Origin of the sequence: Pelagibius sp. 7325, assembly GCF_037652055.1 — a bacterium.
Classification (GTDB): Bacteria; Pseudomonadota; Alphaproteobacteria; order Kiloniellales; family Kiloniellaceae; genus Pelagibius.
Window position 1 is genome coordinate 77,550 of sequence record NZ_JBBKAH010000008.1, and the last position, 12,425, is coordinate 89,974.

Here is a 12,425-nt window from a genome sequence, read left to right on the forward strand (position 1 = left end):
GGCAGTTCCATGGCCCTGAAGATCCGCAAGAACCTCAGCCCACCCCCGCCCAACGAGTGCCCCCTCAGCAAGTGCATGGAGGTGCTCGGCGGCGCCTGGGCCCCCAACATCATCTGGAATCTCAGCGGCGGACCGCGGCGCTTCAACGAGCTGCGCGTCGACATCCCCAAGGTTTCGGCCAAGGTGCTGACAACGCGCCTGCGCGACCTGGAGGCCAAGGGCGTCATCCACCGCGCGGTGAAGCCGACCTCGCCGCCCTCGGTCGAATATTCCCTGACCGATCTGGGCGAACAGCTGATCCCCGCCATCAACGCCATCGCCGACGTCGGTCACAAGCTGAAGACACGGGCCAAGGCGAAGCAGCGCCGTGCTCCCCAGAAGGCCACTCGCAAACAGGCGGTGGCGGCGGAATGACTCAGACCGGCCGTTTGCAGGCCATCGCCGACCGGCTCATTGGCGCCTACGACGCGGCGGCCTTCGTCGAGCCGATCACCGCGTCGCTGCCGGACTTCTCGGTCGACGACGCTTACGCCGTGCTGGCGGAGATCGAGGCGCGGCGAGAGGCCCAGGGCTGGCGGCCGGTGGGGCGCAAGATCGGATTCACCAACCGGACGATCTGGGACCGCTACGGTGTCTGGCAGCCGATGTGGGCGCATGTCTGGGCGCACACGGTGCAGGTCGCCGAGTACGGGCAGGCGCGCCTGCCGCTCGGCGGCTTCGTGCAGCCGCGCCTGGAGCCCGAGGTGGTGTTCAAGCTGAAGGCGCCGCTGGGGCCGACGGAGGACCCTTTGGAGGTGCTTGCCGCCGTCGAATGGATGGCGCCGGGCTTCGAGATCGTGCAGAGCCACTTTCCCGGCTGGACGTTCCGGGCGCCGGACTGCACCGCCGCCTTCGGGCTGCACGGCGCGCTGATCGTCGGCACGCCTGTGGATGTGACCGACGCCAATCGCGCCGACCTGGCTGCACGGCTGCCGGTGTTCGCTGCCACGCTGTCGCGCGGCGGCTCCGTGGTCGATCGGGGTATCGGCGCCAACGTGCTGGACAGCCCGGCGCTGGCGCTGGCGACCCTGGCCCGCGTGCTGGGCGGCCAGCCGCAGTTTCCGCCGCTCGCCGCCGGCGAGATCGTCACCACCGGCACCCTCACCGATGCCTGGCCGGTGGCGCCGGGTGAGACCTGGACGTCGGACTACGGCGACCTCGGGATCGCGGGGCTGACGGTCCGCTTCGACTGAAGGCGCCGCGGCTTCCCGTCGATGGTCTTATTGCGCCGCGATGCGGATCACCGCGGCACGGCCGTTCGCCGCGGGTTGGACATCGGCGCGGACGGTGCCCTCGTGAATTAAAACCTCCGCCGGCGCCAGGTCGTGGGATTCGTCGCCCTCCAAGCGGACAGCGCATGACCCGATGAGGGTCAGGACCAGCAGGCAGTCGTGATCGCCGGTCTCGAATGAGACGGACGACGGCCCCTGCAGAATTTCCATCTGCGCCGCGAACCGGCCGCGCCGGACCATGGCGTTGAGGTCGCGCACCGGGCCGCTGCGCAGGCGCCCGGACAGCGGCGCTTCGCCGGCAAAGCGGACGGGCTGTAATGGGTCGAGCGGCAAGATCGAACCGTCCGGGCGGATCAGATCCATGCCGGCGCCGTCGATGACCGCGATGACGCGGTCGGTGTCCGGGAAGAGCGAGAAGGGCCCGTCCCGCGCCACCTCGGCGAGGGAAACGCGCCAGCCCCAATCGGCGTCGGGATCCGCACCGGCGCCCGGCGAGGCGCCTGTCGCGATCTCCCGGGTGACGCCGCCGCCGTTCTTCCACGGCGCCGCGGCGATGTCCGACACCAGAATGCGCCGGGTCGTTCGGGTGGGCATGGTTTCCTCGTCTGCTCCGATTCTGATCCGATTCCGGCCGAACTTTCCCTCACATGGCCGAGTCGGGCAACAAAAGGGACCCTCCGCTGTCATATTAGAGTCACGCGGTCCCTGTAGAGCTTGGGGCGAGCCGGGCCGCCCTCAGCGGCGAGTCCGTCCTGCCATCGTCAGGCTCAGGGGGTCTTCCGCATGTCCGTCATCACGCTGTCGCGTGTCCGCAAGTCGTTCGGCAAGAAGACCGTGCTCCACGGTGTCGACCTGAAGATCGGCGAGGGCGAGATGATCGGCCTGATCGGCGCCTCTGGCTCCGGCAAGTCCACGCTGATCCGCCTGATCTGCGGGTTGGAGCGCATGGACAAGGGCACCGGCGGGCGCATCGCCCTGTTCGGCAAGGAGACCCAGCGGGACGGCCGCTTCAGCGCGCAGAGCGCCGAACTGCGCCGTGATGTCGGCGTCATCTTCCAGCAGTTCAACCTCATCAGCCGACTGTCGCTGCTGACCAACGTGCTGGCCGGACGGCTGGGGCGTGCGCCGCGCTGGCGCGGCACGCTCGGCCTCTTCGCGCAGGCTGACCGGGTGATGGCGCTGCAGGCGCTGGAGCGCGTCGGCCTTATCGACCAGGCGCACCAGCGCGCCTCCACGCTCTCCGGCGGCCAGCAGCAGCGTGGCGCCATCGCCCGCGCGCTGACCCAGCAGGCGCGCCTCATCCTTGCCGACGAGCCGATCGCCTCGCTCGATCCCGCCTCGGCCAATCTCGTCATGTCGACCCTGCGCGCGATCAACCGCCAGGACAAGGCGACGGTGATCGTCTCGCTGCACCAGATCGACCACGCCTTCGAACACTGCGACCGCATCATCGCCCTGAAGGAGGGGCGGGTGATTCACAACGGGCCGACCGGCGCCATCACGCCGGAGGATATCGCCGAGCTCTACGGTGTCGAGGCCGGCAGCCTCGACCTCGTGAAGGCGCGCCCGGCCAAGGCGGCGAAGGCCGCCGGGCCGCGTCCCGCGGGCAACGGCGCGCAGCGCCCGGACCGCGCGGGAGACGGCATTCGGGAAGCCGCCCGGGTTGCTGCCACCGCCTGACCTTATCTGCCGCTCTGCATCAGTCAAACAGGAGTAAACGATGCTCAAAACCCTCACCACATCAGTCGCCGCGATCGCGACGGCCGCGGTCTTCAGCGCCTCCGTGGCGCAGGCCGAGATGCCCGAGCAGATCAACTTCGGCATCATCTCGACCGAGTCCTCCTCGGCGCTGGAAGCCTCCTTCGGCCCCTTCCTCAAGGACATGGAGAAGGAACTGGGCGTGACGGTGAAGCCGTTCTTCGCCTCCGACTACGCCGGCGTCATCGAAGGCATGCGCTTCGGCAAGGTGGACGTGGCCTGGTTCGGCAACAAGTCGGCCATCGAGGCGGTCGACCGCGCCGGCGGCGAGGTCTTCGCCCAGACCATCAAGGACGACGGCACCAAGGGCTACTACTCGCTGCTGATCGTCAACAAGGACAGCAAGATCAACTCGCTGGACGACGTGCTGAAGTGCGACAAGACGCTGACCTTCGGCAACGGCGATCCGAACTCGACCTCGGGCTACGTGATCCCCGGCTACTACGTGTGGGGCCTGAACGGCAAGGAGCCGGAAGACTGCTTCGCCCGCGTGGTGAACTCCAACCACGAAGGCAACGCCATGGCCGTCGCCAACGGCAAGATCGACGTGGCCACCAACAACACCGAGTCGATCTACGCGCGTCTCGCCAAGACCAACCCGGAAGCCGCGTCCAACATCAAGGAGATCTGGCGCTCGCCGCTGATCCCCTCCGATCCGATGGTGTGGCGCAAGGAACTGGCCGCGGACGCCAAGCAGAAGATCTACTACTTCTTCATGCAGTACGGCCGCTTCGGCGATGCCGAGAAGGTGAAGCACGAGCGTGAGGTGCTGGCCAACATGTCCGACGGCTGGGGCCCCTTCCTCGCGTCGTCGAATGCCCAGCTGCTCGACGTGCGCCAGATCGAGGCCTTCAAGGCCAAGGTGAAGGCCAAGGCCGCGGGCGACGAGGCCGGCGTGCAGGCGGCCGACAAGGAACTGGCCGACCTGAAGGCGCTGGCCGGGATCGTCGGCGAGGCCGGCTACTGATCTCCGCTATCGGCGGGCGGGCGCCGCGGTGCCCGCCCGCCTCCTTTCCTTGCAGACGGAACCCGCCATGAGTCTCGCCACCGCCCCCGCGACTGCCACCGCCACGCCGGGCCTCCAGGATCTCTCGCCCGAGGTGCGCGATGCCCTGCGGCCGCGCTGGTCGACCTTCCTGGGCAACGCGGCCGTCGCCCTGGTGCTGACCGTGCTGCTCGGCCTCTCCTACTACCCGGCGGAGGTCAACAACTGGACCTTCCTGATCACCGACGCCGATAACATGGCGGTCTTCATCAGCGACTTCCTGAAGCCGGATTTCACCGACCTCGGCATGTTCATCGAGAAGATGATCGAGACGGTGCAGATCGCGCTCTGGGGCTCGGCGCTGTCGATCGTCGTCGGCGTGCCCTGCGGGCTTTTGTCATCCAACAACATCGCGCCGGTCTGGGTCGTGCAGCCGATGCGCCGCCTGATGGATGCCTGCCGCGCGATCAACGAGTTGGTCTTCGCCATCCTCTTCGTCGCCGCCGTCGGCCTCGGCCCCTTCGCCGGCGTCATGGCGTTGTTCATCCACAACCTCGGCGTCATCTCCAAGCTGTTCTCGGAGGCCGTCGAGGCCATCGATCCGCGCCCGGTCGAGGCCATCCGTGCGACGGGCGCCAGCCGCCTGCAGCAGGTCATCTACGGCGTCATCCCGCAGGTGCTGCCGCTGTGGAGCAGCTTCTCGCTCTACCGCTTCGAGACCCTGGTGCGCTCGGCCACGGTGCTCGGCATCGTCGGCGCCGGCGGCATCGGCTTCACCTTCTATGAATCCTTCCGCTCCTTCCAGTACGACCGTGCCGCCGCGGTCATCGTCGTCGTGGTGGCCGTGGTCTCCATCATCGACATGCTGTCATCCCAGCTGCGCAAGCGGCTGATCTGAGAGAGCGGCTGATCTGGGGAGGGGCGGCGCATGCTCCGAGACGCTGGCAGCGCAAACTGCTCAGGATGAGGTTATGGGAGTCCTCATCCTGAGGAGGCGCGACAGCGCCGTCTCGAAGGATGTGTTGCAGGGCTATACCCGCTCGACGCTCACCTTGTCCGGGTAGAAGGCCACGTAGTTCTTCACGGCGCCGACCTGGCGCAGCGGCTCCGGATAGCTCCAGGCGGCGTTTTCCAGCGCACTGCCGTTGGCCTTCACGGTGAAGTAGCGCGCGTTGCCCTTGATCGGGCAGTAGGTGCTGTGGTCGGTCGGCTCCAGCATCTCCGGCTCGATGTCGTCCAGCGGGAAGTAGACCACCGGCGCATAGGCCTTGTCGCCGTTCACCTCCTCCAGGATCATGGCGCGGTCGGAGAGGGCGACGGTGACGCCGTCGACCTTGGCGGCATAGGGCTCTCCGGCCATGGACACGGTGGCGCTGTGGGTCTCTTTGACGCTGGTCTTTTCCGTCATGGGCGCTTTCTCCTGCACTTTTCGTAGAGTTCCCGGCTGACATAGGGACCGCGGCCCGGAAGGTCCAGGAAAAATCCGGAAAAATGACGGGGCGCGCCGGAAATCCGCCGTCTCAGCGGCTCTCGATGCGGCGGATGAAGTCCTGCACGATGGCGGTATAGAGACCGTCCTTCAGCACCGCGTCCTCGACGCCGGCCTCGATGCTGGGGTTGTCGTTGATCTCGATGACGAAGACGCCGCGCTCGTTCTGCTTCAAATCGACGCCGTAGAGGCCGTCGCCGATCAGGTTGGCGGCGGCCAGCGCGGTGTTCACCACCGCCTCCGGCGCGTCGGCCACCGCGAGCGTCTTGGACGCGCCCTCGACGACACTGCCTGCCGGGCCGTGCTGCACGATCTGCCAGTGCTTGCGCGCCATCATGTACTGCGAGACGTAGAGCGGCTTGCGGTTCAGCACGCCGACGCGCCAGTCGTACTTGGTGTACATGAACTCCTGCGCCAGGATCACGTCGGAGCGCTTCAGCAGGTCCTTGGCGATGGCTTCCAGTTCCTGGCGGTTCTCCGCCTTGTGGACGCCGCGCGAGAAGGAGCCGTCGGGGATCTTCAGCACGATGGGGTAGGGAATGGCCTTGTCGAGCTGCTCCAGGGTGTTGCTGTCGACCAGCATGGTCTTGGGCGCCGGGATCTTGTGGGCCTGCAGCAACTCGGCCAGGTAGACCTTGTTGGTGCAGCGCAGGATCGAGCCGGGATCGTCGATCACCGGCATGCCCTCGGCCGCGGCCTTCTTGGCGAAGCGGTAGGTGTGGTTGTCGATGCGCGTGGTCTCGCGGATGAAGAGGGCGTCGAACTCGGCCAGCTTGCCGAGATCGCGGCGCGTCACCATGGTGACGCCGATGCCGAGCGCGCGTCCGGCGTCGGCGAACTTCTCCAGCGCCTTGGGGTCCGAGGGCGGCAGGGACTCTTCCGGATCGTAAAGCATCGCCAGGTCGTACTTGCTGGCCGCCTTGTGGCGCGGCGAACGCCAGGCCGCCTTGGTGTAACGGGTCAGCGCGTCGGCGAAGGCGTCGCCGAGTTCCGGCGGCACCTCGCGCAGGGACTCGGTGCCGAGGGCGCGGATGCGCCAGTCGCGCTTGTAGCGCAGCTCGACCGCCAGGATCGGCGAGCGGAAGAGGTCGAAGAGGCGGCGGCCGACCTCGGCCAGCCGCTCATCCGGATTGCGCCCGAAGAAGAAGTAGACCGTGCGGTCGTCGAGGTCGCTCTCGCCCTGCAGCGCCTTGGCGAACTCGGCCTCCAGCTCGGGCAGGTAGGTGCGGTAGAGCCGCTTCCAGTTCAGCTCCAGCAGCACCTCGACGGCGGGAATGACCTTCTGGCGGCGCGCCTCGGCCAGCAGAGAGCAGTAGTAGCCGAGGGCGAGGTAGCTGGTGTCGCGGCAGAGGTTGATGACCCGCACGCGTTCGCCGGAGACCTGGGTGCGGGTGATGTACTCCCGCGGCGTCATCACCTCGATGGCCGGGTCGGGCCACTTGAAGTCCTTGGGTTGGTCGATGACGACGATGTGCTTTGCCATGCGGGGTGTCGGTGCTCCGTCGGGAAGGGGGCTAGGCCTTGGCGGGGGCGAGGGACTTTTCCAGGCGGACGGCATCGGCGCCGTCCTCGTAGAAGTCGGGATAGCGGCCGATCGCGCGGTAGCCGGTCTGCTTGTAGAGCCGCCGCGCCTTCGCATTGCGCGGATGCACCTCCAGGCAGAGGGCGCTGCGGCCCTGCGCCCGGCAGGCCTTCTCGGCGGCGGCCAGCAGCTTCGTCCCCAGGCCGCGGCCGCGGCAGCGCGGATCGACGGCGAGGGAATAGAGCCGGGCGCGCGGCGAGCGGCGGTTGAACAGCACGGTCACGTAGCCGCAGAGGCCCTGCCGGTCGGTGTCGACCAGGGAGACCGCGTTGGCCCCGCTCAGCAGGTGGCGGAAATTGCGCCGGGAAATGCGATCATGGGTGAAGGCGCGGGCCTCGATCTCCATAAGGGCGGGCAGGTCCTCGAGCGTGGCGGGTCGGATCATCTGTTCCAGGCAGACAGCGCGCCGGCCGCACCGGTCGCAGAAGCACCGAGTCTAACCGCAAAGCCGGCGGGACAACAACCCGCCGGGGATACGGCCGCTCAGAGCAGGCCGCGGGCGGCGAGGTTGCGCAGCAGCGCGGTGCTGCCGAAGGTCCAGGGCGCGATCCTGTCGCAGTGGTTCACCCGGTTCACCAGGGCGCCCAGCTGGCGGGCGCGGATGGTGACACGGTCGCCCAGCTTGTGGGTGAAGCCCTCGCCGGGTTTGTCGCGGTCCTGGATCGGCGCGAACATGGTGCCGAGCAGCAGCACCAGGCCATCGGGATACTGGTGGTCGGCGTTTAAGGCCTGGGCCACCAGGTCCTCGATGTCGCGGCTGATGGCGGAGAGCGGATAGTCGTCGGCGATGGTGAAGCCGTCGCTCTCGCCGGCGACCTCGACCTCGATGACCACGCTGCGCAGGTCGTCCAGGGTGAAGCCGGCATCGATCAGGCGGATGAAGGGGCCGAGGGCGCAGGAAGCGTTGTTGTCCTTGGCGCGGCCGAGCAGGAGGGCGCTGCGCCCCTCGACGTCGCGCAGGTTCACGTCGTTGGCCAGCGTCGCGCCGACGATCTCGGCGCGGCTGTTGACCACCACGGCCACCTCGGGCTCCGGGTTGTTCCACACCGAGGACTTGAGAATGCCGATCTCGGCGCCGGTGCCGACGGCGGACATCGGCTGGGCCTTGGTGAAGATCTCGGCGTCGGGGCCGATGCCGACCTCGAGGTACTGCGACCACAGCCCGCGCTCGATGAGCGAGGCCTTGAGGCGCGCGGCCTCCGGCGAGCCGGGCTTCAGCGCTGCCAGCTCGGTGCCGATCTCCTTCTGCAGGCCGGCGCGGATCGAATCGGCCTGTTGCGGGTCGCCCTTGGCCTGCTCCTCGATCACGCGCTCCAGCATCGAATCGACGAAGGTGACGCCGCTGGCGCGCAAGGCCTGCAGGTCCGCAGGCGCCAGGAAGTAGGGCTTCGACGGATCGCGCCGGTCCCAGGCGGAGTTGGCGAGCAGCGCCGCGAGCGGGCCGACCGCCGGCAGGCCGCTGCGGCGTGCCGCGGCGAGGGTGGCGGTAAGCCCCGGCACCTCGAACAGCTGCGCGGTGGTCGGCGCCAGGCCGGACAGATCGAAAACACGGTCGCCGTCCAGCAGCACCGGGCTGGGGCCGGCGACGGCGTTGGCGGCCGAGGCCGGCAGCCAGGCACGGCCGATCAGAAGACCGGCGGTCTTGTCGTCGGGCAGGATGAAATCGGGCGAGAGATCCATGGGGCGGCCTTCTTATCGGACTTACGGGCTGATGGGAGCGCTATCAAGCTGCCGTTATAAAGCTTTCCGCGCCGGGGGTGAACCGTCCTAAAAGGCCTATGGCGCCGGTGAAAAAATCACTGGAAATTTCACGAAGGCCCGTGGCAGGCTGTGAAACGAACAAAGGGGGCGGGACGTGGCGAAGGCGGCCGAAAGCGGCGAGGCGGCGGAAATCGGAACCAGTCCCGGTTCCCGATTGGGCCGCGACCTGCGCGCGCTGCGCAAGAACCGCGGCATCACCCTGATCGAACTGGCGGAGACGGTGAACCGCTCGGTCGGCTTCCTCAGCCAGGCCGAGCGCGGCCTCTCCGAGCTGGGCATCGAGGACCTGCGCGCCATCGCCAAGGCGCTGGGCGCGCCGCTGTCGTGGTTCCTGGTGCACGACGCCGTGCCGGAGGCCGAGCGCGGCTGCGTCGTGCGCGCCGCCGGGCGGCGCCACATCGGCACGCCGGTCAGCGGCCACACCGAGGAGCTGCTGTCGCCGGACCTCGGCGGCAGCTTCGAGGTGATCCGCTGCGTCTTCGAGGCCGGCGCCGAGCGCAAGGACCTGCTGCTGCGCGAGACCGAGGAGACCGGCTACCTGGTGCGCGGCGCGCTGGAGCTGTGGATCGGCGCGCGGCACTTCCACCTGCAGGCCGGCGACAGCTTCCGCATCAACCGCGAGCCCGCGCGCTGGCGCAATCCCGGCAAGGTCGCCGCCGAGGTGATCTGGGTCATCGCACCGCCGATCTATTGAGGGCGCTGATGGCCAAGATCCCCCTTCACCCAGCTTCGTCTAGCTTCGCGCTCGCGCGCTCAGCAAGACTTCGCATCCCTCTCCCGCGAGGGGAGAGGAAGAAGGGCGAAGCGGTGGCCGCGACTTCCCTCTCCCCTCCGTGGGAGAGGGAGGGGCCCGCGGCAGCGGGAGGGTGAGGGGGCTTGACTGCCAGCGGGCTTCCCCTCACCCAGCTGCGCCCAGGTTCGTTGGCGCTCGCCAAGGCTTCGCAGCCCTCTCCCACGGGGGGAGAGGGCCTTAGATCGAGAAAGAGAAACGCATGAGTGAATCTCCCCGTGAACTCCCCGGCAAGGCGCGCGCGGTCATCATCGGCGGCGGCGTCATCGGCTGTTCGGTCGCCTACCACCTGGCCAAGCTCGGCTGGTCCGACGTGGTGCTGTTGGAGCGCAAGCAGCTGACCTGCGGCACCACCTGGCACGCGGCGGGGCTGATCGGGCAGCTGCGCGCGACGGCGAACATGACGCAGCTCGCCAAGTACTCGGCGGAGCTCTACACGACGCTGGAGGCCGAGACGGGCGTCGCCACCGGCTTCAGGCAGAACGGCTCGGTCTCCGTCGCGCTGACGGGCGAGCGCCTGGAGGAGCTGAAGCGCGGCGCCTCCATGGCCAAGACCTTCGGCCTGGACGTCGAGGTGCTGACGCCCGACGACGTGAAGGCGAAGTACCCGCTGCTGAACCTTGCCGACGTCACCGGCGGCGTCTTCCTGCCCAAGGACGGCCAGGCCGATCCCGCCAACATCGCCCATGCCCTGGCCAAGGGCGCGCGGCAGAACGGCGCCAAGATCTTCGAGCAGACCAAGGTCACCGGCATCCTGAAAGCGAAAGGCGCGAATAGCAGAGAGCGCGCGACCGGCGTCGTGACGGACAAAGGAACCATCGAAGCCGATTACGTCGTCAACTGCGCCGGCATGTGGGGGCGCGAAGTGGGTTTGATGGCCGGCGTGCGCGTGCCGCTGCAGGCCTGCGAGCACTTCTACATCGTCACCGAAGACATCCCCGAGCTGCCGCGCAATCTGCCGGTGCTGCGCGTCGCCGACGAGTGCGCCTACTACAAGGAGGACGCCGGCAAGATCCTGCTGGGCGCCTTCGAGCCGGTGTCCAAGCCCTGGGGCATGGACGGCATCGCCGAGGACTTCTGCTTCGACCAGCTGCCGGAGGACTTCGACCACTTCCAGCCGGTGCTGGAGGCGGCGGTGAAGCGCCTGCCGATCCTGGAGACCGCCGGCATCCACACCTTCTTCAACGGGCCGGAGAGCTTCACGCCGGACGACCGCTATCTGCTGGGCGAGGCGCCGGAGCTCGACAACTTCTTCGTCGCCGCCGGCTTCAACTCCATCGGCATCCAGTCCGCGGGCGGCGCCGGCAAGGCGCTGGCCGAGTGGATGGACGGCGGCGCGCCGCCCTTCGACCTGTGGGACGTCGACATCCGCCGCATGCAGCCGTTCCAGAACAACCGCAGCTACCTCTACCAGCGCGCGACGGAATCCCTCGGCCTGCTCTACGCCGACCACTTCCCCTACCGCCAGTTCGCCACCGCGCGCGGCCTGCGCCACTCCCCGCTGCACGAGCGCCTGGCCGGGCGCGGCGCCTGCTTCGGCGAGGCGGCGGGCTGGGAGCGCGCCAACTGGTTCCTGCCCGCCGAGGCGCAGCTGCGCGGCGAGCACACGCGCTACCGCTATTCCTGGAAGCGGCAGAACTGGTTCGATTATGCCGCCGGCGAGCACAAGGCGGTGCGCGAGGGGGCCGGCTTCTTCGACCTCTCCTCCTTCGCCAAGTTCCGCGTCGAGGGCCGCGACGCCGAGGCGGTGCTGCAGAAGATCTCGGCCAACGACGTCGCCGTGGAGCCGGGCCGCATCGTCTATACCCAGTGGCTGAACGCGCGCGGCGGCATCGAGGCCGACCTCACCGTGACGCGCCTTTCCGAGACCGCCTTCCTGGTGGTGACCGGCGCCGCGGTCGCCGGGCGCGACCTCGCCTGGCTGCGCCGCCACACGCCCGAGGACGCGCACTGCATCGTCACCGACGTGACGGCGGGCGAGGCGGTGCTGGCGGTCATGGGCCCGCAGGCGCGCCAGGTGCTGCAGGGCGCCACCACGGCCGACCTCTCCAACGCGGCCTTTCCCTTCGGCACGGCGAAAGAGATCGAGCTCGGCGCCGTGCTGGCGCGCGCACACCGCATCTCCTACGTCGGCGAGCTGGGCTGGGAGCTCTACGTCTCCGCCGACATGGCGCGCCATGCCTTCGACCGCCTGATGGAGGCCGGCGGCGACACCGGCCCCCAGGGCCTGCGCCTCTGCGGCATGCACACGCTGGACGCCTGCCGCGTGGAGAAGGCCTTCCGCCACTTCGGCCACGACATCTCCGACGAGGACCACGTGCTGGAGGCGGGTCTGGGCTTCGCGGTGAAGACCGGCAAGCCGGCCGGCCGCTACGGCGACTTCATCGGCAAGGCCGCGGTGGAGCGGAAGAAGGAGGCCGGCCTGACGCGGCGCCTCGTGCAGTTCAAGCTGACCGACCCCGAGCCGCTGCTCTATCACAACGAGCCGATCTGGCGCGACGGCACCATCGCCGGGCATCTCACCAGCGGCGCCTACGGCCACCACCTGGGCGCGGCGGTCGGCCTCGGCTACGTGCACTGCGGGGTAGACGAGGGCGCCGGCGACGTGCTCGGCTCAGCCTACGAGATCGAGGTGGCCGGGGAGAAGGTGGCGGCGGAAGTGAGCCTGAAACCGATGTATGATCCGAGCGGGGAGCGGGTGCGGGGGTAGGGAGACCGGATTGCGCGCGGCACGCCCGTAACCCTGCATGGATGGGTCGCCTGGCAGGGAGCACAGCTTTGGGGAGGCC

General features: G+C 68.7%; 12 protein-coding genes. 7 read left to right on the forward strand and 5 right to left on the reverse strand.

Annotation, left to right across the window (positions count from 1 at the left end):
• Positions 1-9: 9 nt before the first annotated feature.
• Positions 10-414, forward strand: a complete 405-nt coding sequence (locus WDC82_RS17650) for a helix-turn-helix domain-containing protein (protein WP_340118689.1) — start codon at positions 10-12, stop codon at positions 412-414.
• Positions 411-1,232, forward strand: a complete 822-nt coding sequence (locus tag WDC82_RS17655) for a hypothetical protein (protein WP_340118690.1) — start codon at positions 411-413, stop codon at positions 1,230-1,232. The genes WDC82_RS17650 and WDC82_RS17655 overlap by 4 nt, the downstream gene beginning before the upstream one ends.
• 27 nt (positions 1,233-1,259) lie before the next feature.
• On the opposite strand, the gene WDC82_RS17660 is transcribed toward WDC82_RS17655, so the two are convergent.
• Positions 1,260-1,865: a HutD family protein gene (locus WDC82_RS17660; RefSeq protein WP_340118691.1), complete on the reverse strand. Its 606-nt coding sequence runs from the start codon at positions 1,863-1,865 to the stop codon at positions 1,260-1,262.
• Between the two features lie 189 nt (positions 1,866-2,054).
• Between WDC82_RS17660 and phnC the strand changes: the two genes are divergently transcribed.
• From phnC to phnE, 3 genes are all read left to right on the forward strand, one after another.
• Positions 2,055-2,951 (forward strand): phosphonate ABC transporter ATP-binding protein, encoded by an 897-nt coding sequence (gene phnC, locus WDC82_RS17665; RefSeq protein ID WP_340118692.1) that lies wholly within the window; start codon positions 2,055-2,057, stop codon positions 2,949-2,951.
• Positions 2,952-2,991: 40 nt separating this feature from the next.
• Positions 2,992-3,996, forward strand: a complete 1,005-nt coding sequence (phnD, locus tag WDC82_RS17670) for a phosphonate ABC transporter substrate-binding protein (protein WP_340118694.1) — start codon at positions 2,992-2,994, stop codon at positions 3,994-3,996.
• A gap of 67 nt (positions 3,997-4,063) precedes the next feature.
• Positions 4,064-4,912, forward strand: coding sequence for a phosphonate ABC transporter, permease protein PhnE (gene phnE / locus WDC82_RS17675; protein WP_340118695.1), 849 nt, complete (start codon positions 4,064-4,066; stop codon positions 4,910-4,912).
• Positions 4,913-5,044: 132 nt separating this feature from the next.
• On the opposite strand, the gene WDC82_RS17680 is transcribed toward phnE, so the two are convergent.
• The 4 genes from WDC82_RS17680 to WDC82_RS17695 all read right to left on the reverse strand — a co-directional run bounded on the left by WDC82_RS17680 (position 5,045) and on the right by WDC82_RS17695 (position 8,765).
• Positions 5,045-5,422, reverse strand: a complete 378-nt coding sequence (locus tag WDC82_RS17680; RefSeq protein ID WP_340118696.1) for a DUF427 domain-containing protein — start codon at positions 5,420-5,422, stop codon at positions 5,045-5,047.
• A gap of 112 nt (positions 5,423-5,534) precedes the next feature.
• Positions 5,535-6,986 carry a RimK family protein gene (locus WDC82_RS17685; RefSeq protein ID WP_340118697.1) on the reverse strand — a complete coding sequence of 484 codons (1,452 nt, stop codon included), beginning with the start codon at positions 6,984-6,986 and terminating at the stop codon, positions 5,535-5,537.
• 31 nt (positions 6,987-7,017) lie between these two features.
• Positions 7,018-7,470, reverse strand: coding sequence for a GNAT family N-acetyltransferase (locus tag WDC82_RS17690; RefSeq protein WP_340118698.1), 453 nt, complete (start codon positions 7,468-7,470; stop codon positions 7,018-7,020).
• Between the two features lie 98 nt (positions 7,471-7,568).
• Positions 7,569-8,765 (reverse strand): fumarylacetoacetate hydrolase family protein, encoded by a 1,197-nt coding sequence (locus WDC82_RS17695; RefSeq protein ID WP_340118699.1) that lies wholly within the window; start codon positions 8,763-8,765, stop codon positions 7,569-7,571.
• Positions 8,766-8,940: 175 nt separating this feature from the next.
• Between WDC82_RS17695 and WDC82_RS17700 the strand changes: the two genes are divergently transcribed.
• Complete coding sequence (locus WDC82_RS17700) at positions 8,941-9,540, forward strand: XRE family transcriptional regulator (RefSeq protein ID WP_340118700.1); 600 nt, start codon at positions 8,941-8,943, stop codon at positions 9,538-9,540.
• Positions 9,541-9,838: 298 nt separating this feature from the next.
• Complete coding sequence (locus tag WDC82_RS17705) at positions 9,839-12,346, forward strand: FAD-dependent oxidoreductase (RefSeq protein WP_340118701.1); 2,508 nt, start codon at positions 9,839-9,841, stop codon at positions 12,344-12,346.
• The last annotated feature ends 79 nt before the right edge of the window (positions 12,347-12,425 follow it).

Excerpts from the sequence above, each read along its gene's own strand:
- WDC82_RS17705 (WP_340118701.1), top strand. The coding sequence starts at position 9,839 with ATGAGTGAATCTCCCCGTGAACTCCCCGGCAAGGCGCGCGCGGTCATC.
- WDC82_RS17650 (WP_340118689.1), top strand. The coding sequence starts at position 10 with ATGGCCCTGAAGATCCGCAAGAACCTCAGCCCACCCCCGCCCAACGAG.
- phnD (WP_340118694.1), top strand. The coding sequence starts at position 2,992 with ATGCTCAAAACCCTCACCACATCAGTCGCCGCGATCGCGACGGCCGCG.
- WDC82_RS17655 (WP_340118690.1), top strand. The coding sequence starts at position 411 with ATGACTCAGACCGGCCGTTTGCAGGCCATCGCCGACCGGCTCATTGGC.
- WDC82_RS17680 (WP_340118696.1), bottom strand. The coding sequence starts at position 5,422 with ATGACGGAAAAGACCAGCGTCAAAGAGACCCACAGCGCCACCGTGTCC.
- WDC82_RS17660 (WP_340118691.1), bottom strand. The coding sequence starts at position 1,865 with ATGCCCACCCGAACGACCCGGCGCATTCTGGTGTCGGACATCGCCGCG.
- WDC82_RS17695 (WP_340118699.1), bottom strand. The coding sequence starts at position 8,765 with ATGGATCTCTCGCCCGATTTCATCCTGCCCGACGACAAGACCGCCGGT.
- phnE (WP_340118695.1), top strand. The coding sequence starts at position 4,064 with ATGAGTCTCGCCACCGCCCCCGCGACTGCCACCGCCACGCCGGGCCTC.
- phnC (WP_340118692.1), top strand. The coding sequence starts at position 2,055 with ATGTCCGTCATCACGCTGTCGCGTGTCCGCAAGTCGTTCGGCAAGAAG.
- WDC82_RS17685 (WP_340118697.1), bottom strand. The coding sequence starts at position 6,986 with ATGGCAAAGCACATCGTCGTCATCGACCAACCCAAGGACTTCAAGTGG.
- WDC82_RS17690 (WP_340118698.1), bottom strand. The coding sequence starts at position 7,470 with ATGATCCGACCCGCCACGCTCGAGGACCTGCCCGCCCTTATGGAGATC.